Here is a 21,419-nt window from a genome sequence, read left to right on the forward strand (position 1 = left end):
CGTGGATGCAACAGAACCGCTATTCCATCCAACAGGCAATTAGCAAGAGATGTCTCAATCGGATTTATACTCGTAGTAACCGTAGCTGTAATATCCCGTTGCACGCCGTTCTACGGCATTGAGAATTGCTCCCTTGAGCTTAACGTTGTTCTGTTCGAAACGCTTTTTCGCCAGCTCCAATTCCTTTGGTTGATTCAAGCCGAATCTCGCCACCAGCAGGCTGGTACCGGCATGATGAGCGATGATTGCGGCGTCTGTCACCGCCAGGATTGGGGGAGTATCGATGATGACCAGGTCGTATTCTTTGGTCACTTGTTGCAGCAATCGGGTGAAGTTCTCGTGCATCAACAGCTCGGAGGGATTCGGCGGCACATCACCGCGCGAGATAAACCGTAGGTTTTCCAAACCAGGTAATATGCGGATGGCCTGCTCTACGGGAACGTCGCCAACCAATACTTCCGATAAGCCAGGGGACTGCGAGGCACCTAGCGCCTTGTGCAGCGTGCCCTTGCGCATGTCTGCATCGACGATCAGCACCCGCTGACCCGCCTGCGCAATTACCGTTGCTAGATTCGCTGACACGAAGGTCTTGCCTGCATTGGGACTTGATCCCGAGATCAATACGACATTGTTCTTCGCCTCTAGGCGGGCGAAATGCAGACTGGTACGTAGACTACGAATGGCCTCTACTGCCAAGTCAGCCGGTTCGTTTATCGCCAGCAAATGAAGCTTGCCGTCTGCCCGGAAACGGCCACGCACCGAATCATTCACTTGCGTGGGACTCACAGGAATCGAGGCATATACCGGCAATCCCAACTCCTCGATGTGCGCAGGGTCTTCGATTCCCCGATTTAGCATCTGCTTCAGCAGCACGATGCCGACGGAAAGAAAGGCTCCAAGCAGTGCACCTACAAGCACGACCAGCCCCTTGCGAGGCTTCACCGGGTCGGTCTCGTCCACTGCCGCCGGATCGACGATGCGCACATTGCCCACCGTACCAGCGCGCGCCACATCCAGCTGCTGGGCTTGCCCCAGCAGCGCGGTGTACATCTCGTTGCTGACTTGCATGTCGCGGGTCAGCTTGAGCAGCTCTTGCTGCGCTTCGGGCAACTGCTTGACCTGCCCCTGGAAGCCGGCCTTGCGTCCTTCCAGCTCGCCGATCTGGCGCAGCAAGGCCTGATAGGCCGGGTGATCGCGGGTGAACTTGCGGTCCATCTCCGCTTGCTGCAAGCGCAGTTGCTGGATGCTGGTCTCCACGGCGACGGCCTGGTCCAGCAAGCCCTTGGTCTGCAGGTTCAGGTCGACCGAGTTGGCCTTGGTCTGGTAGGCGCTCAAGGCTTCCTGGGCAGCATCCACCTGCCTGCGGATATTGGGGAGCTGTTCCTTGACGAAAGCAAGCTGCGCGGAGGCTTCGGCAGAATTGCGCTCCACGTTCTGGCGGACGTAGGCTTGGGCCACGTGCTGCAGGAATTCCTGGGCCAGGGCCGGATCGGCATTCTCGTAGCTCAGCGCGAGGATTCCCGAGTCCTTCCCGGATTCGGAGACCACGATATCGGCTTGCAGGTCGGAAATGACGTTCAGTCGGCGCAGCTTGCGCACATGAAAGCGGGTGCCCGGGTTGGCCTTCAACTGGGCCACCTGGATCTTGATGCCATGGCCCTCAGTGGGTTCCCCCACTTTGCCTCGCAGCGCAGGCAAATCCACGTCGTCGGCGGTAAGAATGAAGCTTCCTGGCGTATCGCCTGCCGTCAGCGTGAAATCCGTTTCCAGCAGGCGGGCCGGCACATCGAACTGGAAGATATCCAGCTTCTCGCCTCCCCAGCCGAAGCTGTTGAATCCGAGCCAAGGCTTGGCCACCGAGTCAGGATCCGCCTTCTCCGCCTTGCGCGCGAGGTAGCCTCCCAGCAACGGGAAGCGATAGGGCTCGGCCTTCACGTCCAGCTTGAGTTCGTCCATGGCAGTACCAACGACGGCGCGCGAGGTGATCAGCGCGATCTCGGTCGTGGCCTCGGAACTACCTCCCACGCCCAGGGTCTGGCTCAGGTCCGTCAGCCCCGGCAGCGAGGGAATCTTGGATTCCACTTGCACCATGGCATTGGCCCGGTAAATGGGGGTCGCCAGCAAGGCATACGCCACCGCCACGACGAAGAAGAGCCCGGTAATACCGGCGATCCACCATTTGTGATCGATCAGGGTTCCCAGCAATTGCCGCAGATCGATCTCATCCGCATCGACAGCAGGGGTGGCTCGTGGATCTTGGCTCGTCATGGCAGGCGGATGGCTCGGTAGGTAAAGAGAAGGGGGGTTAAGGAAGGAGTCAAAGGTAGCGTCGCCAGCTCTCTACGCCTTCCGCCATGAGGCGGTAGACGTGCTCGAAAGCGGGGCGCTGCTGGCGATAAGGGTCAGGGATTTCCCGGTCGGATTGCCATTTGCCGAGCAGGAAGCTCTTTCCGGAAGCTTCGGGGGCCTGGTCGGCGATGGCCTTCAGGTGCTTGCGCTCCATCACCAACACGAGGTCGGCGGCCGCAAGGATGCTTGAGTCGATCTGGCGGGCGCGGTGTCCACTTGCATCGAATCCATGCTCCACCAGCAGTTCCTGCGCGGTGGGATCGATGGAACGACCCACCAATGCTCCGAGGCCCGCCGAGGAGACTTGGATATCCCGCCCTTGCAAGGCATGCCGCATCATCGCTTCGGCCGAAGGACTGCGGCAGATGTTGCCGACGCAGACAAACAAAATGTTCTTGAACACCTATCTAAGAATCCCAGTAAGTCTGTCGCCCGTACGCCATGGGCGGGCCCCTCTCGTGCCCCTTGGCCGGGACACGGCGCGCAAGGATACCCCAACTGGGCAGGCCGGGCCCTCGACGGGAAAGCCCGGCCTCCTGCAATACCAACAGATGGAACAATATCCAGGGGAAAGTGCGCGGCGTTGCAAATTCCGCACACTTGGCAGGCTCAATCCGCGCCGAACAGATCGCGGCTGTAAACCTTTTCCTGCACGTCCTGGAGGTCCGGCGTAAGCCGATTGGCCAGGATCACGTCGGCTTCGCTCTTGAACTGCTCTAGGTCGTTCACGACCCGCGAACGGAAGAATTCCGCCTCCTTGAGCACGGGCTCGTAGACGATCACTTCCACGCCCTTGGCCTTGATGCGCTTCATGATGCCCTGGATGCTGGAGGCGCGGAAATTGTCGGAGCCCGCCTTCATGATCAGGCGATGGACCCCCACCACGCGCGGGTTGCGCTTGAGCACTTCCGCGGCGATGAAGTCCTTGCGTGTCGAGTTCGAGGAGACGATCGCCTGGATCAGGTTCTGCGGGACGTCGCTGTAGTTCGCCAACAGCTGCTTGGTGTCCTTGGGCAAGCAGTAGCCGCCGTAGCCGAAGGAAGGATTGTTGTAGTGCCCGCCGATGCGCGGATCGAGGCTGACGCCTTCGATGATCTGCCGCGTATCCAGATCGCGGCAGACCGCGTAGGTGTCCAGCTCGTTGAAGAACGAGACGCGCATGGCGAGATAGGTGTTGGCGAACAGCTTGATGGCCTCGGCCTCGGTCGATTCGGTGAACAGCACCGGCACGTCCTTGCGCAGCGCGCCTTCCTGCAACAGGCCTGCGAAGGCGCGCGCGCGCTCCGAGCGCTCGCCCACGATGATGCGGCTGGGATGCAGGTTGTCGTACAGCGCCCTGCCCTCGCGCAGGAACTCGGGCGAGAAAAGGATGTTGTCCACGCCGAACTGCTCGCGCATCTTGGCCGTGAATCCCACCGGCACCGTGGACTTGATCACCATCACGGCCGCCGGGTTGATCGCCAGCACGTCGGCGATCACCGCCTCGACCGAGCGCGTATTGAAATAGTTCGTCTGTTCGTCGTAGTCGGTCGGCGTGGCGATGACGACGAAATTGGCTCCTTCATAGGCTTCGCGCTTGTCCAGCGTTGCCTTGAGATCCAGGGAGCGGTTGCCCAGGTATTCCTGGATGTCGACGTCTTCGATGGGCGACTGCTTGCGATTGAGCAATTCGACCTTGCCTGCGTCGATGTCCAGGGCAACGACCTTGTGTCGCTGCGCCAGCAATACGGCATTGGAAAGCCCTACATATCCCGTTCCGGCAATCGCGATCTTCATTCGTGGGGGTTCCTCGTTGAGAATCGATCGGTGGCTTCAGGCACGCTACCGCCCTACGTTCGCCCGAAGGGTCACGCATGAATGCATGCCGCAACGCGCCTTGCGGCGCCCCGCGGGTTCAGCTGGCCAGGAGCTTCAGGCTTCCGGCCGACATTTGTACCGGCCGGGTCACGCCCAGCCAATGCAACAGCACCGAGACGCGCTCGCTGGCCGAACGCGCCTGGAACACCGCCTCGAACCCGGCAAAGGGCCCATCGAGCACTTTCAGGCGGGAGCCGGGCGCCCAATCGTCCCCGGTGCGGACACAGCCTTGGTCATCGCAGCGCTGGCGGATCGCTTCGGCCGCCTGCGCCGGCAGCATGGCCAACGTCATTCCGAACCGCACCAACCCGCAACACCCGATCGTGCTGCGGATGGGAGCGGTGTTGTCAGTTTCGCTATCCACGTTGACAAACAGGTAACGTGGAAAAAGGGGCACGACGCGCGTGGAATCGAGGTTGCCCGCGCGATCGCGCGCCATCGGCAACCACACTTCGTAGCCCTGGCGTTCGAGCTGCGCCATGGCCACCCGCTCCTGCCTGGGCCGGGTGAGCACGAGATGCCAGCCGCGCATCAGCGGCTCTCCCTCGGCCGTTCGGGCAACGCCCCGGTGCCGCCCACTTCGGCCATCAACATGTCGATTTCACGTTTCAGGCGCTCGTATTCATCCAGCTTGCGCCGCAGGAAATGAACGGTGATGCGGGTCTTTTCCTCGATGCCCGACGGCGTGAGCCAGTAGCGGTACTTGCGCTTGTCGGGGCTGCGCCGGAAGTTGCCGAGCTTGACGTAGCCACGATCCACCAGCGCACGCAGACAGTAATTCACCTTGCCCACGCTGATGCCAAGCTCGACGGCAGCCTCGCGTTGGGTCAATCCGGGCCGCTCCTCGATCATCCTCAACAGTCGGTGCCGCACTTCTTCGGACTGCACCCGCCGCACCTTTGTTCATCCGTTGAACAGACCTTAGCCGCTCGCGGGGCGGCATTCAATCTCAGAACCCGGCCACCGACTGAACGTCAGTACGCGGTCTTCTGCCCCAGTACCCGGAGCGCCGTCAGCACGACGATCTTGAGGTCCAGCCACAGGCTCCAGCGCCGAATGTAGTCGATGTCGTACTGCACGCGCTTGCGCATTGAACGCAATTCGTGAATTTCGCCGCGCAACCCATGCACCTGCGCCCATCCGGTGATGCCGGGCTTCACGTAGTGGCGGTGCATGTAGCGATCGATGAGATGCTCGTAATGGTTGTTGTGTTGCACCGCATGCGGCCGCGGCCCGACCACCGACATGCTGCCGCCCAGTACGTTGAAGAACTGGGGAAGCTCGTCGAGGCTGGTCCGGCGCAGGAACGCGCCGAAGCGCGTGACCCGGGGATCGTTGCGCGTGGCCTGGGTCACCTTGCCGGCCGCTTCCTTGTGCACGTGCATCGAGCGGAATTTGAGCATGTGGAATTCCTTCCCGCCCAGGCCATGGCGACGCTGCCGGAATAGCACCGGCCCCGGCGAACTCAGTTTCACGCCGATGGCCAGCGCCACCAGCAACGGGGACAGCACGATCACCGCGAACGAGGCCACGATCACGTCCTCGATGCGCTTGAGGACCTGGTAATTGCTCTTCGACAGCCCCTGGCGCAGGTTGATCATCGGCACGCGACCGATCTGCTCGACGCTCGGGTTGAGCATGCCGAAGGTGCGGATGTCGGGGAGCAGCTTGACCGGGACGGGGAAGCGTTCCAGCGTCTTGAGCACGGCCTTGAGGCCACCCTCTCCCTCGGACAAGGGCATCGAGATCCAGACCTGGTCGACCTCGTGCCGGGACGCATGCAGGTAGGCTTCCAGCGTATCGAGGGTCCCCAGGCAACGCGGCAGGTCGTCGCGCACGCCGAAGCGCGTGTCGTTCGGGGAAGCGAAGTAGCCGCTGATGCCTACCCCCAACCCGGGGCACGCCTGCAGGTAGCGATGCAGCTTCAGCACTGGCGGCCGCAATCCCAGCACCACGACCCGTTGCTGCCCCCAACCCTGGCGGCGCAGTATGTGCAGGCGGGTTCTCACGGCGAATCGCACGGCGACCATGCCGGCGTAGCCGATCACGAAGCTGTAGGCGAGCCAGGCACGGGAAAGGACGTTCCCCATCTGCACCAGGATCGCGTGCAGCGAGAAGGCGGCGAAGATCGCCAGCCAGCACACCGTGAGCATGGCCAGCTCGTGGGTGAAACTGCGACTGCGCCACTGCCGGTAAAGCGGAGTGACGGCGAAACCCAGGAGTGCGTAGAGCAACAACGTCCCGATGGCCATCCGTTGCGCGGGGGACGGGACGCCCCAACCGAAGCGCAGCCACTGCGCGCAAGCCACCGCCGCGAGCACCGCCGCGACGTCGGCGATGCGAAGCCATGCACCGAAAGCCACCAGCGATCCTGGCGGACGCAGGCGAATATCACTCGTGGCAAGCTCGCGAACCGATCCTTGTAACAAAGCCATGTCCTCCAGAACGTCGTCCCCCCATCCTCGAGGGGTAGGCACAACACTCGTGGGGGTAAGTGACCAACCTACACGAAAATGTGTGTTTCAGGTCCAACTTTAACAAATTTGGGCACCCGGGCGCCTTGCCCTATTCAGGGTTACCCGGGCAAGTACGCCATCGAGCGGCAGCGACCGGCATGCGGCCGCAGTAAGATTCATCCTCCTTAACAGGCCCATTCGTGATGCAACGTCCAACCTCGCTCACCGAGGGCCCGATCGGCAGAAGCCTGCTCTCGTTCGCGCTGCCTATTCTCGCCGGCAACGTCGCCCAATCGCTGAACGGTTCAATCAATGCGGTCTGGGTAGGCCGCTATCTGGGCGAGGCCGCGCTGACCGCCACGGCCAATGCCAACAACATCCTGTTCTTCCTGATCGGCTCGGTGTTCGGCATCGGCATGGCCGCCACCATCCTGATCGGCCAGGCGATGGGCGCCAAGGACCTGGTCCAGGCGCGCCGGGTGATGGGCACCAGCGCCACGTTCTTCGTAGGGGTCTCGGTCCTGATCGCCGCATCCGGCGTCTGGCTCGCGCGCCACCTGCTGGCGGCGATGGGCACGCCGCACGAATCGCTGCCGCTCGCCGAGGCCTATCTGCGGGTGATCTTCCTGGCGGTGCCGATGCTGTACATGTTCGCGTTCCTGTCCGCCGCGCTGCGCGGCGTGGGCGACTCGCGCACGCCGTTCCGGTTCCTGCTGCTCTCGGTGGTGCTGGACATCGCATTGAACCCGCTGCTGATCTTCGGGCTGGGCCCGTTCCCGAGACTGGGCATCGCGGGTGCGGCTTGGGCCACGCTGGCGGCGCAGGCGATCGCGCTCGCGGGCCTGCTGGCCTACATGCGCCATCGCGGGCATGTGTTGTGGCTGGGCCGGCGCGACGCGGCCATGTTCGCGATCGACCTGCGGATCCTGCGCGCCCTGGTCGGCAAGGGCGTCCCGATGGGGCTGCAGATGGTGCTGATCTCGCTGGCGATGATCGCGATGATGCGCATGGTCAACGGCTACGGCACCGATACCGCGGCCGCCTATGGCGCGGCCCTGCAGCTGTGGACCTACGTGCAGATGCCGGCGATGGCGATCGGAGCGGCATGCTCCTCGATGGCCGCGCAGAACGTCGGCGCGCGCCGCTGGGACCGGGTCGATGCGGCGGCGCGCAGCGGCGTGCTGTTCAACTTCCTGCTCACCGGCTCGCTGATCGTGCCGTTGATCCTGCTCGACCGCTGGACGCTGTCGCTGTTCCTGCCGGCCGGCAGCCCGGCGCTCGAGATCGCCCGGCACCTCAATCACATCGCGATCTGGTCTTTCCTGTTGTTCGGCGTGACGTTCGTGGTGTCCGGCGTGGTGCGTGCGACCGGCGCGGTGATACCGCCGCTGGTGATCCTGGCGTTGGCGCTATGGGGCATCCGGGTACCGTTGGCCGAGTTGCTGATGCCCCGGTTCGGCTCCGACGCGATCTGGTGGAGCTTCCCGGTCAGTTCGCTCTGCGCGATGCTGATGTCGCTGGCGTACTACCGCTGGGGCAGGTGGCGCAGCGCCCATATGCTGGCGCCCGCCCCGCATGCGCAGGAGGTGGCGGTACCGGCCGAGGTGCCGGCGCCACCGCCGTCGCCGGTGGCCGATGCGGCCGAAGAGAGCCGCTGATCCGCGGGGGCTCGCCGCGAGGGGAATTAACGCGGCCGGGACCGCCTGCCCCGCCTGGTGGATGGCATGGAGACTCTTCGCGGCGCACAGAAGATCGCCCTCGCCACCTGCGCAGCGCCTCCCCCGGAAACGCAGAAGGCCGCCCAAGGGCGGCCTTCCGTGCAATACGCGGGCCAAGCGCCCGGTCGCGGATTACTCGGCCTTGGCGGCCTGGCGGGCGGCCTTGGCCTGCGCAGCGGCGGCCAGGTCTTCCTTGATGCGGGCAGCCTTGCCTTCCAGGCCACGCAGGTAGTACAGCTTGCCGGCGCGCACCTTGCCGCGGCGCTTGACCTCGACCGATTCGATGGTCGGGCTGTAGGTCTGGAACACGCGCTCCACGCCGTAGCCGTGCGAGATCTTGCGCACGGTGAACGAGGAGTTCAGGCCGGCGTTCTTGGTGCCGATCACCACGCCCTCGTAGGCCTGCACGCGCTCGCGATTGCCTTCCTTGACCTTGACGTTGACCACGACGGTGTCGCCCTGGCTGAACTGCGGCAGTTCGCGGGCGATCTGGGCGGACTCGAATTCCGCGATGATGGACTTGTTCAGCTTGCTCATGGGTTACACCGATTTCGTTCGGGGTGGGTGTGTCGTTTCGACAGCGTGGACTGATGCAGTCGCCGGATTGCGCCGCACGTTTATCGTTGTGGGATCCGCTGGGCCCGGCGCGGGCCACATGGAGCCGCGCATTGTAGCCGATTCCCGCAGGCCGGCGCTAGAGGCCGCGAAACCGGGCCTCAGGCCTTGCCTCCCCCGCCCTGGCGGGCCTCGTCGAGCAGCTTGCGGTCGGCCTTGGACAGCGCCTCTTCGTCCAGCAGGTCCGGGCGTCGCTGCCAGGTCCTCAGCAACGACTGCTGCCGGCGCCAGCGCGCGATCGCGGCGTGGTTGCCCGAGCGCAGGACGTCCGGGACGTCGCCCAGCACGTGGCTGGCCGGCTGGCTGTAATGGGGACAATCCAGCAGCCCCCCGGGGCCCTCGAAGCTGTCCTGGGCGGCGGATTCGGCATCGTTCAATGCCCCTTCCTGGAGCCGGGTCACCGCATCGACGACGACGGCCGCTCCGAGCTCGCCGCCGGACAGCACGTAGTCGCCGATCGAGATTTCCTCATCCACCTCGGCCGCGAGGAAGCGTTCGTCCACGCCCTCGTAGCGTCCGCACAGCAGGACCAGGCGCGGCAGCGCCGCCAGCTCATGGACCCTGGCCTGGGTCAGCGGCCGGCCCTGCGGGCTGAGGTAGATCACCGGCGCCGGCTGCGGGTCGGCCGCCCGTACCGCGCCCAGGCAGGCGCGCAGCGGCTCGATCAACATCACCATGCCGGGGCCGCCCCCGAAGGGGCGGTCGTCCACGCGGCGGTAATTGCCCTCGGCATAGTCGCGAGGGTTCCAGCCGTGCAGTTCCAGCAATCCCCGCTCCTGCGCTCGCCCGACCACGCCGAACGCGGCGGACTGGGCGATGAATTCGGGGAACAGGCTGATGACGTCGATGCGCATTGGGTCGGGGGAACTCGGGGCTTGGGAAGCATCCTTGCCTGGGCCAGGCTGTCAAGCGACCCGATGCTCCTGCAATCTGCTTTCCGTGGAAGGGCCGTAGCCCCGGCAGCGGGCCGGCAAAGCCCGTCGGGACCGAAGCCCCTCCCACAACAGCATTCGGCGCGAAGCAGGCCTACCGTTCTTCCGGGGCCGGATCCCGGGGCTTGGCTTCTTCAGAACTCCGGATCCCAATCCACGACGATCCGATTGGCCTCGAAATCCACGGACTTGACGAAATCCGGCTGCACGAACGGGATCAGTCGCTCGCGCTCGCCGCGCACCACCAGCACGTCGTTCGCGCCGGTGGAGAACAGGTGCGACACCTGGCCGAGCGCGGCGCCCTCGACCGTCTGCACGTCCAGGCCTTCCAGGTCGACCCAGTAATACTCGTCGGGCTTTGGCGGCGGCAGCGCGCTGCGCGGCACGTGGATCTCGGTACCGCGCATCGCCTCGACCACGTTGCGATCGTCGATGCCGGGAAAGGTCGCCACCAGGTGCTTGCCGGTGTCGCGCCCGCGCGCGCCGGCCAGCGTGGACTCCCGGCCGTCGGGTGCCCGCAGGATCCAGGGCTGGTACTTGAAGATGGCCAGCCGCGGCTCGGTCCAGGACTCGAGCTTCAGCTCGCCACGAACGCCAAAAGCGCCGACGATCCTGCCCAACAGGATGCGGCGCTCGGTATCTTTCATCGCTTCCGGCCCATGGGCCGCGCCGGTGGCGCGGCCCTCCAGGATCAGGCCGCGGCCTGGGTCTTGGTCGCTTCCTTCAGCAGGTTGCGGACCTTGTCGGTCAGCTGGGCGCCGTTGTTGACCCAGTGCTCGACGCGGGCCAGATCCAGCACGACGCGCTGCTCGGCACCCTGGGCGACCGGGTTGTAGTAACCGACGCGCTCGATGTTGCGGCCGTCGCGGGCGCTGCGCGAGTCGGTGACGATGATGTGGTAGAACGGACGCTTCTTCGCGCCGCCGCGGGTAAGACGGATCTTGACCATGGTGGTTTCTCGATGTTGCCCAGTCGCCAGGATGGCGAGGTAAGCCGACGATTATAGCGGCCCGGCCGGGCGATTCCAAGCTACCGGAGCGGCTGCCAGGGCTGGGTGGACAGGGCCCGTTCCAGGACCGGCGGCAGGCCAAGCTCCGGGAAGGCCGACTCGCCGATCGCCCGGATCGGCTGCAACCCGCGGGAATTGCAGGCGAACGCGGCGCGGAACGCCCCGGTTTCGTCCAGGCGGACCGGGCGGACCCGCTGCGGCACGCCGAGCAGCGCCAGCCCCGCCCGGAGCAGCCGTTCCTGGGTCCCGCGCAGCGCCGGCCCCTCCGGCCAGGTGACGCCCTGCCCGTCCCACAGGCCGAGGTTCCAGACCGATCCTTCGACCAGGCAGCCCCGGGCATCGACGAACAGGGCGTCGTCGAAGCCGGCCTCCATGGCGTCGCGCCGCAACTGGAACAGCGGGAACGTGCCGACGTGCTTGACCTGCGGCAGCTCGCGCACGAACGCGACCGGGCGCACGCGCAGGGGCGCCGCCGGCAGCTGCGAGGCCGGCGAGAGCGAGACGAGCACCTCCGGCGCCGCCTCGCGCAACGGTTCGCGGAAATCGAAGTCGGGCGAGAACACCGTGACGCGCAGCGACGCGTCCGCCCGGCCGAAGGCATCGAGCGCGGCCGCCAGTTCGACGCGCAGGCGCTCTTCGTCCAATCGGCTCCGGAACAACGTGGACGTGCCCTGTTGCAACCGCTGCAGGTGCAGGTCCAGGCCCCGCACCGCGCCGTCGCGCACCTGCAGCGAGGTGAAGTGCCCGTAATTGACCAGGGCCAGGGCCGCCAGCACGTCCGCGCCGGCGGGGGCGCCTCGATGGAGAACCAGATTCACAGCGGCGTCTCGGGCTGCGGCCACATGGACGGATCCATCATGCTGTCGCTTGCTCGTGGTTTGTTCTTACTGGGGGAAGCATCCCTCATCCGCCCCTTCGGGGCACCTTTCCCCGCGGGCGGGAGAAGGGAGGTGCGAGTTCTGGTGGCACTGGAGCCGCCATGGCCGCATGCCCTGCCTCTGGCGCGGCTCGTGCATCTGGAAAGCCATAACGGATGCATGCGGAACCGCTGCGACGGACGGCCTGGCACGGCGGGAACGGCTTGCCGGGCAGCGATCGCCAGGTCGCCGTCCCTCGGGATCAGCGGAACGGCGGCAGGCCGCCGCGCCCCCCCATTCCGCCCATGGCGCCCATCATGCCCTTCATGCCGCGCATCAGGCCCTTCATACCGCCGCCAGAGAGCTTGGACATCATCTTCTCCATCTGCTGGTACTGCTTCATCAGCTTGTTGACGTCGGAAGGCTGCAGGCCGGCGCCCTTGGCGATGCGGGCGCGGCGCGAGCCGTTGAGCACGGCCGGATTGCGGCGCTCCTTCTTGGTCATCGAGTTGATGATCGCGATCATCCGCGGCACTTCCTTGCCGGTGACCTGGTCCTTGAGGTGGTCCGGGATCTTGCCGATGCCGGGCAGCTTGTCCATCAGCCCGCCGATGCCACCCATGTTCTGCATCTGCTCGAGCTGTTCCTTCATGTCGTTGAGGTCGAACTTCTTGCCCTTGGCGACCTTGGCGGCGAGCTTGGCGGCCTTTTCCTGGTCCACGCTCTGCTGGACCTGCTCGACCAGCGACAGCACGTCGCCCATGTCGAGGATGCGGCTGGCGACGCGGTCGGGATGGAACACGTCCAGCCCGTCCACCTTCTCGCCGGTACCGACGAACTTGATCGGCCGGCCGGTGATGTAGCGCACCGAGAGCGCGGCGCCGCCGCGGGCGTCGCCGTCGGTCTTGGTCAGCACCACGCCGGTCAGCGGCAGCGCCTCGCCGAACGCCTTGGCGGTGTTGGCCGCGTCCTGGCCGGTCATCGAGTCGACCACGAACAGGGTCTCTGCCGGGTTGATCGCGGCGTGCAGGGCCTTGATCTCGTCCATCATCGCCTGGTCGATGGCCAGGCGGCCGGCGGTATCGACCAGCAGCACGTCGACGAACGACTTGCGCGCGTCGGCGATCGCGGCGCGCACGATGTCGACCGGCTTCTGGTCGGCGCTGGACGGGAAGAACAGCACCCCGACCTGCTCGGCCAGGGTCTTGAGCTGCTCGATCGCGGCCGGGCGGTAGACGTCGGCCGACACCACCATGACCTTCTTCTTGCGCTTTTCCTTCAGGTGCTTGGCGAGCTTGCCGACCGTGGTGGTCTTGCCCGCGCCCTGCAGGCCGGCCATCAGGAACACCGCCGGCGCCGGCACGTTGAGGTTCAGGTCGGCCGCGGCCGAGCCCATCACCGCGGTCAGCTCGTCGCGCACGACCTTGATCAGGGCCTGGCCGGGCGTCAGCGACTTGAGCACTTCCTGGCCGACCGCGCGTACCTTGATCCGTTCGATCAGCGCCTGCACCACCGGCAGGGCGACGTCGGCCTCGAGCAGCGCGATGCGCACTTCGCGGGTGGCCTCGCGGATGTTCTCCTCGGTCAGGCGGCCGCGGCCGCGCAGGCGCTCGATGGTGCCGGAGAGGCGCTGGGTGAGGGATTCGAACATGCGAAGGCGACCGCGAAGGGGAAACGGACCGCGATTATAGCGGCAGGGCGTGCCCCGCCCCTGCACCGGCGAGCCGCCTGCCGGCCCGGCCCGTGGTATGCGAAACTTCCACGATGACAATCGTTCTCATCTCCCTCGCGCTGTACCTGGTCGCCACGGCCCTGCTGGTGCGCGGCGTGGCGCGGGAAGGAGCGGCGCCCGGCAACGGCTGGCTGTTCGCCGCGCTGCCGGCGCTGGCGCTGCATGCCGGCTACCACGTGCAGGTCGCCATGCGCACCGCGGGCGGGCCGGACATGCACTTCTTCGCGGCACTGTCGCTGGTCGGGCTGGGCATGGCGGCGCTGACCACGCTGGTGGGCGCACGTGGGCGGATGGCGGCGCTGGGCGTGGTGGTGTTCCCGCTGGCGGCGCTGTTGCTGGCCTGCTACCACGGCTACGGCCACGAGCCGAGCCCGGCGCTGGGCTGGCGCCTGGAAGTGCATGCCTGGCTGGCGCTGCTGGCCTACGCCACGCTCGGCATCTCGGCGCTGCTGGCGATCATGCTGTGGCTGCAGGAGCGGGCGCTGCGCCGGCGCGATTTCCACGCCTGGCTGCGGGCGCTGCCGCCGCTGACCGAGCTGGAGACGCTGCTGTTCCGCACCATCAGCGTCGGCTTCGCGTTGCTGACGCTGACCTTGGTGACGGGACTGCTGTTCGTCGAGGATTTCCTGGCCCAGCGCCTGCTCCACAAGACCGTGCTGAGCATCCTGTCGTGGCTGGTGTTCGGCGCGCTGCTGGTCGGCCGCTGGCGCAACGGCTGGCGCGGCGCCAAGGCGGTGCACTGGACGCTGACCGCAATGGCGCTGCTGGTGCTGGCGTTCTTCGGCAGCAAGTTCGTGATCGAACTGGTGCTGGGCGCTCCGGCGGGCTGAGGCCCGCCCCGGCTCATCCGCCGGCGGGCGCGCGGTCGAGCGCGGCCACCACCTCGTCCCAGCCCGCGTCGCGGCCGGGCACGCCGAACCGGTACTCGATGCGGTGCAGGTAGTCCTGGCCGGGGCGCAGGATGGTGTCGGGGAAACCGGCGTGGTTGGGCGCGTCCGGGAACTGCTGCGGCTCCAGGCACAACCCACGGCCGAGTTCGGGATGGCTGTGGTCGAGCATCTGCCCTTCGTACAGCTGCACTGCCGGCATCGGGCTGGTGAGCCGCATCGCGACGCCGCTGTGCGGCGAATACAGCTCGGCGGTGCAGGTGGCGTGCGCGGGGTCGAGCACGAGGCAATGGTCGTAGCCCTTGCCCAGCGCGAGTTGCGGATCGTCCGCGATCCGCTTCGCGTCGAGCGTGCCCGGGACGCGGAAATCGAACGGCGTGCCGTGCACGTCGGCGATCTGGCCGGTCGGGATCAGCGCGGCATCCACCGGCAGGTAACGGCCGGCCGGTATGCGCAGCACCTGCGCGGCCACCGGCACGAGCCTGTCCCCGGCCAGGTTGAAATAAGGATGGTGGGTCAGGTTGACCGGCGTGGGGGCATCGGTACGGGCGCGATAGCACAGCTCCAGGCAGTGGCCGCGCAACCGGAACTCGGCGCTGACCTCGAGCGTGCCCGGGTAGCCCTCCTCGCCCGCCGGCGACACCCGCGCCAGCAGCACGCGCTCGCGCGACCGTTCGCGCACCTCCCACAACCGGTGGCCGAAACCGCGGACGCCGCCATGCAGGTGGTTGGGGCCTTCGTTGCGGCTCAGCTGGTGCTCGACGCCATCCAGCACGAAGCGGCCGTTGGCGATGCGGTTGCCGAAGCGGCCGACCAGGATGCCGAGGCTGTCATGGTCGGCCAGGTAGGCAGGCAGGTCCGCCAGCCCGAGCACCACGTCCACGTGGCCATCGCCCGCGGGCACTTCCAGCCGGCGCAGGATGCCGCCGTAGGTCAGCACTTCGGCGCGCAGGCCGTGGTCGTTCTCCAGCGCGATCGCGTGGACGTCGGTGCCGTCCGGCATGGTTCCGAATGGGCGTTGCATGGTGTCCGGCGGATTCCTGTTGGCAGCCGCGCAGCATAGCCAGCACGTCGCCCGCCGAACCATGCCAATGCGCATATCCCGCAACGGCGAAAGCGCATCGCGAGGCGGCCCGCCGGGCGGCCGCTTCCAGGCGAAACCATTGCGCATTGCATCATTGCAATACGCATATGCGTATTCCGATTTAAATCATTAGTCGGTTATCTGGCGCTCCACTATTCTCCGTCCGCCGTCGAAGGGCGGCCATGGCAACGGCAATGCAAACCGGCTGTCCAGATGCGCGGAAGACGCCATGGACACAAGACCGGCCCTCCGGATGCCGTGCGACCGGCGCTCCGCGCCGCTCCAAACAGCACAGCGGCGCAAGCAGGCGCGCCCCTGGCATCAATGTGACTCTGGGAGGGGTTTTACGCGATGAACTTCGTGAACACCAAGCGGCGCATGCCGCGTTTGATCGTGGCTGCCCTGCCGGCGGCCCTCGCCCTGGCGCTTTCGCCGGCCGCATTCGCCCAGCAGGCCGGCACGCCCGCCGGCGGCGAGCGATGCGCCGACGCCAATGCCGGCGATCCGTCCTGCAAGGCGGGCGATGCGCAACAACTGGATACGGTGGAGGTGCGCGGCGTGCGCGGCAGCATCGCCAGCGCGATCACGCTCAAGCAGAACAGCCTGCAGATCACCGACTCGATCGTCGCCGAGGACATCGGCAAGCTGCCCGACAACAGCGTCGCGGCGGCATTGCAGCGCGTGACCGGCGTCCAGGTGGCGCGCGGCGCCGGCGAGGTCGGCACGGTGCTGGTACGCGGCCTGCCCGACGTGGTGACCACGATCAACGGCCGCAACGTGTTCACCACCACCGGCCGCAGCATGGCGCTGGCGGACATCCCGGCCGACCTGCTGCAGCGCGTGGACGTGTACAAGACCAGCGGCGCGGACAATATCGAGGGCGGCATCGGCGGCTTGATCGACGTGCGCCTGCGCCGGCCGTTCGATTTCGACGACGACTGGACCCTGGCCGGCAGCGCGCGCGCGATCTACAGCCGCAACTCCGGCGAGGCCGACCCCAACGGCAGCCTGACCGCGAACAGGATCTGGAACACCGACGCCGGCAAGTTCGGCGTGATGGCGAGCGTGTCCTACCAGTCGCAGCGCTACCAGGAGAGCAATACGTTCGACGGCATCTACACACTGAAGGACAATCCGCTCGGCACCGGCGACCAGGTCTACATCCCCGACACGATCGGCTCGATCTACACACTCGGCGACCGCGACCGCCGCTCGGCCAACCTGACCTTCCAGTGGGCGCCTAACGAGAACACCGAGCTGTACTTCGAGAACTTCTACGTCGGCTACCGCAACGACAACCAGGTCAACTTCTGGATCCCGCTGCCGACCCTGGTCAACTCCGGCAACGTGGTCAGCCTGACCACCAAGCCGGGCACCAACGTCGCGCAGAGCATCACCGCGCGCGACCTGTTCACGCTGACCAGCAACCAGGCCTACGCCAACAGCTCGGACACCTACCAGAGCGCGATCGGCGGCAGCTGGCAGGGCGAGCGGGTCAAGCTCTCCACCGACCTGGCCTATACGTACAGCAAGGCCGACAACCGCAACTTCATCCTCGACACCGCGTTCATCGCGCCGCTGATGACGATGTCGTTCGACAACGGCGGCGCTTCCAACGCCGTGGTGACGAACTACGACGGCAGCGCCTTCGACGTCAACGACTCGTCCAAGTACTGGCTGCACCAGTACTACGACGGCTGGAGCCGCCAGGTCGGCAAGGACTGGTCGTGGAAGGGCGATGCCAACATCCGGGTGGATGCCGGCCCGCTCACCTTCATCGACGTGGGCTTCCGCGCCAGCCGCCGCGAGGCGGAGAACGTCGCCGCCGACACCGGCGGGCGCACCAACATCAGCGGCACCACCGTGTTCGTCGACGATTTCGACGGGCTGGCCTCGCTGACGCCCAGTAACTTCCTCAACGGCAACCGCAACACCTCGACCAACCAGTGGATGGTGGCCGACCGCGGCTACCTGCTGGCCAACGCCGCGGCGATCCGCGCGGCGATGGGCTACGACCCGGCCGACCCCGCGGCCAACCCCACGCTGTACTTCAACGACAAGGAAGACACCTACGCCGCCTACCTGCAGGGCCGCTACTCGCTGCACATCGGCGACATGCCGCTGGACGGCGCGATCGGCGTGCGCGCGGTCAAGCTGGATTCCAAGCTGGCCGGCACCCAGGTGGTCGACGGCGTGCAGTCGCCGGTCAACATCGACAAGAGCAACGACCAGTTCCTGCCGAGCTTCAGCGCCAACCTGGGCATCCGCGACGACCTGCTGCTGCGCCTGTCGTACGGCAAGTCGATCACGCGCCCGTCCTTCGCCAACCTCAATCCGCAGCTGACGCTGTTCCAGCCGACCGCCACGGTGGCGGCCAACGGCAGCGGCGGCAACCCGGACCTGGACCCGGTCAAGTCGGAGAACATCGACCTGTCGCTGGAGTGGTACTTCCAGCCGAGCTCGCTGCTGTCGCTGGCCGCGTTCCATCGCAGCATCGACGGCTACATCCAGACCTACGCCAGCGACGAGACCATCGACGGAGTGACCTACTCGGTCAGCCGCCCGCGCAACACCGGCCACGGCACGCTCAAGGGCGTGGAAGTCGCCTATACCCAGTTCTACGACTTCCTGCCCGGCTGGCTGTCCGGCTTCGGCACGCAGCTCAACGCGACCTTCATCGATGCGGCCACGCAATCGCCGACCGGGGAGATGCAGGACCTGGTCAACGTCTCCAAGCGCGCCTACAACGCGGTGCTGATCTACCAGAAGGGCGCGTTCTCCAGCCGCCTGGCCTACAACTGGCGCAGCAAGTACGCGCTCAGCTACACCGCCAGCGGCGACCAGCCGCAGTCGATCTACGTCGCGCCGATCGATTCGCTCGACTTCGCGATGAGCTACGACCTCGACAGCAGCATGACGATCTCGGTCGAGGCGACCAACCTGCTCGACACGGTCACCCGCAACTACTTCGGCAACCAGTCCCTGTTCCCGCGCGATGTCGGCGTGATGGAACGCACGTTCTCGGTCGGCCTGCGTTTCCGCTTCTGAAGCCGCTGCAACCGTCGCCGGCGCGATGCCGGCGGCGGACACCCCATTCCCCGCACCATGCTTGCCGTTCATCGCCCAGGAGAGAGGGTCCGACGCAATGAAGAGTGCATCACCGGCGCACCCGCGCCTGTCGTACGCGGAGCGCGACGAGTTCCTGACCGGGTATAACTACCGCTGCTCGATGCCGGCCCAGGCCTGGCCGCACCGAAGGGCCCCGATGGGCACGAGCTCGGCCACCAGGTGGCGCCGCGGTTGATGCCGATCTTCGACGCCACCCACGTTACCGGGGAGGAGTACTTGGGACTACCACGGCAATCCGACGCTGTTCGACCTGGTTACCCATCTCCCCAGCCGCATCTATGCGGTGGATTACCCGCCCTGGCCGGGCGCGGCGCCTCCCGTGGCCGCGCCCCGGCCGTTTTCATCCACGGTGGGCCGGAACCCGCCCACGCATCCACAGGAGACTTGCCCATGCGCCTTCCTGGCCTGAAACCTCTTCGCACACCACGCCGGCTGTCGCTGCTGCTGGGCGCCCTGGCGCTGGCCAGCGGCCTGGCCTCGGCCGCGGACGTCGGCGTACAGGGCACCTTGCGTGCCGACCAACCGGGACCGCAGGTCTCGCGCAACCTGTTCGGCCAGTTCGCCGAGCACCTGGGCACCGGCATCTACGGCGGCGTGTGGGTCGGGCCGGACTCGAAGATCCCGAACACGCGCGGCTACCGCAACGACGTGGTGGCCGCGCTGAAGGCGATCGCCGTGCCCAACGTGCGCTGGCCCGGCGGCTGCTTCGCCGACGAGTACCACTGGCGCGACGGCATCGGCGCGCGCGACAAGCGCCCGGTCAGCGTCAACACGCACTGGGGCGGCGTGGAGGAACCCAACAGCTTCGGCACGCACGAGTTCATGGACTTCACGGAGCTTCTAGGCACCCAGGCCTACGTGGCCGGCAACGTCGGCAACGCCTCGCCGGACGAGATGGCGCAGTGGGTCGAGTACATGACCGCGCCGACCCGTTCGACCCTGGCCAACGAGCGCCGCGCGAACGGGCGCGACCAGCCGTGGAAGGTGCCGTACTTCGGCGTCGGCAACGAGCTGTGGGGCTGCGGCGGCAACATGCGCGCCGAGTACGCCGCCGACGTCTACCGCCGCTACCAGACCTTCATCAAGGCTCCCGCCGACCAGAAGATCCTCAAGATCGCGCCCGGCGCCAACAACGACGACTATCACTGGACCGAAGTGATGATGCGCGAGGCCGGCAAGATGATGGACGGCCTCAGCCTGCACTACTACACCGTGCCCGGCGGCTGGCCGCCGAGGGCGTCCTCGACCGAGTTCGACGAGACGGCCTGGATCCAGACGCTGCAGCAGGCGCTGCGCATGGAGGAACTGGTCAGCAAGCACGGCGCGATCATGGACAAGTACGACCCCGACAAGAAGGTCGCGATGGTGGTCGACGAGTGGGGCACCTGGTACGCGCCGCTGCCCGGCAGCAATCCCGGCTTCCTGCAGCAGCAGAACACGCTGCGCGACGCGCTGGTGGCCTCGCTGACGCTGGACGTGTTCGTGAAGCATGCCGACCGCGTGCGCATGGCCAACATCGCGCAGATGGTCAACGTGCTGCAGGCGATGATCCTGACCGACGGCTCGAAGATGGTGCTGACCCCGACCTACCACGTGTTCGCCATGTACAAGCCCTACCAGGACGCGACCGCGTTGCCGCTGCAGATCCAGTCGCCCGAGTACCGCCATGCCGATTTCACCGTGCCGGCCGTGCACGGTTCGGCGGTCAAGGCCAAGGACGGGCACGTCTACGTCGCGTTGACCAACCTCGACCCGAACCGCGCCGCACAGGTGGAGGTCAAGGTGGAAGGCGATGCGCAGGCGCGCGGCGTGAGCGGGCAGATCCTGACCGCCCCGGCGATCACCTCGCTCAACACCTACGACAAGCCCGATGCGGTGAAGCCGCAGGCGTTCAACGGCGCCAAGCTGGGTGGCGGCACGCTGCAGGTGGAACTGCCGGCCAAGTCGATCGTGATGTTGAAGTTGCAGTGACCTCTTCGCCCGGGCATCGCCGCACGCGATGCCCGGGCGTTCGCCTCTTCCGCATCCGTGCGGGAGAGGCGGCCGCGCGCCATGCCCCGGACTCCTTCTTCGAGCCGGCGCGCTTCATGGGAGCGGCACAAGCGCGGGACCTTTCCGCGAGGCGCGATCTGCCCCGCGCCTGCCATTCCGCAATCCTGTCGCCGTCTCCGCCGAAGACGGGAAACCGGCGACTCGGAACGGGAATGGATCTGCACGCTTCATTGCGGGATCGGCTTCGGCCGCGAGGCGCTTTACCGGCAAGGCCCGATCGCGGCTGAAGCCGCTCCCATGGTATTCGCCCCGCAATGGAATCAGCCCGGAGCGCGGCGCCGTCGCTTCGGCGATTCCCCGGGTTGCCCGAAGCGCGTCGCATGGTGCGCCAGCCCGTCCGCCGCGGATGCGTCGCTGGCCAGCTCGTCGAGGATCGGGCAATCCGGACTGCGGTCGTGGTGGCAACTGTCCGCCAACCGCTGCAGCACCGCGATCATCCGCTCGATCTCCGCCGCCTTCTCCCGCAACCGCGCGATGTGCGCCAGCGTCAACGCATGCACGTCGGCACTGGCGCGGTCGCGATCGCTCCACAGCGACAGCAGTTCGCCGATCTGCTCCACGTCGAAGCCCAGGTCGCGCGCATGGCGCACGAAGCGCAGGCGGTGCACGTCGCTGTCGGAGTAGTCGCGGTACCCGGACGCCGAGCGCGCGACCGCCGGGATCAGGCCGGATTGTTCGTAGTAGCGGATCATCTTCGCCGACACGCCGGAGCGCTGTGCGGCCTCGCCGATGTTCATCGTCC

The 21,419-nt window shown here is 66.5% G+C and carries 18 protein-coding genes; 4 read left to right on the plus strand and 14 right to left on the minus strand.

Features of this window, described 5'->3' with window-relative positions:
* Positions 1 to 54 precede the first annotated feature (54 nt).
* From FD678_RS10520 to FD678_RS10545, 6 genes are all read right to left on the minus strand, one after another.
* Positions 55 to 2,268: a polysaccharide biosynthesis tyrosine autokinase gene (locus FD678_RS10520; protein WP_140722690.1), complete on the minus strand. Its 2,214-nt coding sequence runs from the start codon at positions 2,266 to 2,268 to the stop codon at positions 55 to 57.
* Positions 2,269 to 2,317: 49 nt separating this feature from the next.
* Positions 2,318 to 2,752: a low molecular weight protein-tyrosine-phosphatase gene (locus FD678_RS10525; protein ID WP_140722693.1), complete on the minus strand. Its 435-nt coding sequence runs from the start codon at positions 2,750 to 2,752 to the stop codon at positions 2,318 to 2,320.
* Positions 2,753 to 2,958: 206 nt separating this feature from the next.
* Entirely contained in the window at positions 2,959 to 4,125 is a 1,167-nt protein-coding gene (locus FD678_RS10530) for a nucleotide sugar dehydrogenase (protein WP_140722696.1), read from the minus strand.
* Between the two features lie 118 nt (positions 4,126 to 4,243).
* Positions 4,244 to 4,738: a transcription termination/antitermination NusG family protein gene (locus FD678_RS10535; protein WP_140722699.1), complete on the minus strand. Its 495-nt coding sequence runs from the start codon at positions 4,736 to 4,738 to the stop codon at positions 4,244 to 4,246.
* A complete protein-coding gene (locus tag FD678_RS10540) occupies positions 4,738 to 5,103 on the minus strand; it encodes a MarR family EPS-associated transcriptional regulator (RefSeq protein ID WP_305955978.1) in 366 nt (121 codons plus the stop codon). The genes FD678_RS10535 and FD678_RS10540 overlap by 1 nt, the downstream gene beginning before the upstream one ends.
* A gap of 77 nt (positions 5,104 to 5,180) precedes the next feature.
* Positions 5,181 to 6,569 (minus strand): undecaprenyl-phosphate glucose phosphotransferase, encoded by a 1,389-nt coding sequence (locus FD678_RS10545; RefSeq protein ID WP_218569643.1) that lies wholly within the window; start codon positions 6,567 to 6,569, stop codon positions 5,181 to 5,183.
* A gap of 296 nt (positions 6,570 to 6,865) precedes the next feature.
* Here FD678_RS10545 and FD678_RS10550 point away from each other — a divergent pair, with 296 nt between their 5' ends.
* Complete coding sequence (locus FD678_RS10550; protein WP_140722709.1) at positions 6,866 to 8,320, plus strand: MATE family efflux transporter; 1,455 nt, start codon at positions 6,866 to 6,868, stop codon at positions 8,318 to 8,320.
* A 192-nt stretch (positions 8,321 to 8,512) separates the two neighbouring features.
* Here the strand turns inward: FD678_RS10550 and rplS are convergent, their stop codons facing one another.
* The 6 genes from rplS to ffh form a co-directional block, all read right to left on the minus strand.
* Entirely contained in the window at positions 8,513 to 8,917 is a 405-nt protein-coding gene (gene rplS, locus FD678_RS10555; RefSeq protein ID WP_140722712.1) for a 50S ribosomal protein L19, read from the minus strand.
* A 179-nt stretch (positions 8,918 to 9,096) separates the two neighbouring features.
* The gene (trmD, locus tag FD678_RS10560) at positions 9,097 to 9,849 is read right to left on the minus strand and encodes a tRNA (guanosine(37)-N1)-methyltransferase TrmD (protein ID WP_140722715.1); all 753 of its coding nucleotides are present in this window, start codon (positions 9,847 to 9,849) and stop codon (positions 9,097 to 9,099) included.
* Positions 9,850 to 10,061: 212 nt separating this feature from the next.
* The gene (gene rimM, locus FD678_RS10565; protein WP_140722718.1) at positions 10,062 to 10,574 is read right to left on the minus strand and encodes a ribosome maturation factor RimM; all 513 of its coding nucleotides are present in this window, start codon (positions 10,572 to 10,574) and stop codon (positions 10,062 to 10,064) included.
* A 44-nt stretch (positions 10,575 to 10,618) separates the two neighbouring features.
* Positions 10,619 to 10,876 (minus strand): 30S ribosomal protein S16, encoded by a 258-nt coding sequence (gene rpsP / locus FD678_RS10570; RefSeq protein WP_140722721.1) that lies wholly within the window; start codon positions 10,874 to 10,876, stop codon positions 10,619 to 10,621.
* A gap of 80 nt (positions 10,877 to 10,956) precedes the next feature.
* Positions 10,957 to 11,754 (minus strand): aminotransferase class IV family protein, encoded by a 798-nt coding sequence (locus tag FD678_RS10575; protein WP_140722724.1) that lies wholly within the window; start codon positions 11,752 to 11,754, stop codon positions 10,957 to 10,959.
* Positions 11,755 to 12,055: 301 nt separating this feature from the next.
* A complete protein-coding gene (gene ffh, locus FD678_RS10580) occupies positions 12,056 to 13,444 on the minus strand; it encodes a signal recognition particle protein (protein ID WP_140722727.1) in 1,389 nt (462 codons plus the stop codon).
* Between the two features lie 113 nt (positions 13,445 to 13,557).
* Between ffh and FD678_RS10585 the strand changes: the two genes are divergently transcribed.
* Positions 13,558 to 14,355, plus strand: a complete 798-nt coding sequence (locus FD678_RS10585) for a cytochrome C assembly family protein (RefSeq protein WP_140722731.1) — start codon at positions 13,558 to 13,560, stop codon at positions 14,353 to 14,355.
* A 13-nt stretch (positions 14,356 to 14,368) separates the two neighbouring features.
* Here the strand turns inward: FD678_RS10585 and FD678_RS10590 are convergent, their stop codons facing one another.
* The gene (locus FD678_RS10590) at positions 14,369 to 15,436 is read right to left on the minus strand and encodes an aldose epimerase family protein (RefSeq protein ID WP_140722734.1); all 1,068 of its coding nucleotides are present in this window, start codon (positions 15,434 to 15,436) and stop codon (positions 14,369 to 14,371) included.
* A 438-nt stretch (positions 15,437 to 15,874) separates the two neighbouring features.
* Between FD678_RS10590 and FD678_RS10595 the strand changes: the two genes are divergently transcribed.
* Together FD678_RS10595 and FD678_RS10600 are read left to right on the plus strand one after the other, a co-directional pair.
* Positions 15,875 to 18,544: a TonB-dependent receptor gene (locus tag FD678_RS10595; protein WP_177497736.1), complete on the plus strand. Its 2,670-nt coding sequence runs from the start codon at positions 15,875 to 15,877 to the stop codon at positions 18,542 to 18,544.
* A gap of 471 nt (positions 18,545 to 19,015) precedes the next feature.
* Entirely contained in the window at positions 19,016 to 20,596 is a 1,581-nt protein-coding gene (locus FD678_RS10600; RefSeq protein WP_177497738.1) for an alpha-N-arabinofuranosidase, read from the plus strand.
* Between the two features lie 341 nt (positions 20,597 to 20,937).
* On the opposite strand, the gene cueR is transcribed toward FD678_RS10600, so the two are convergent.
* The gene (cueR, locus tag FD678_RS10605) at positions 20,938 to 21,414 is read right to left on the minus strand and encodes a Cu(I)-responsive transcriptional regulator (RefSeq protein ID WP_140722737.1); all 477 of its coding nucleotides are present in this window, start codon (positions 21,412 to 21,414) and stop codon (positions 20,938 to 20,940) included.
* Positions 21,415 to 21,419: the final 5 nt, after the last annotated feature.

The organism is Pseudomonas sp. Hp2 (assembly GCF_006386585.1).
In the GTDB taxonomy this organism is placed as follows: domain Bacteria; phylum Pseudomonadota; class Gammaproteobacteria; order Xanthomonadales; family Xanthomonadaceae; genus Pseudomonas_S; species Pseudomonas_S boreopolis.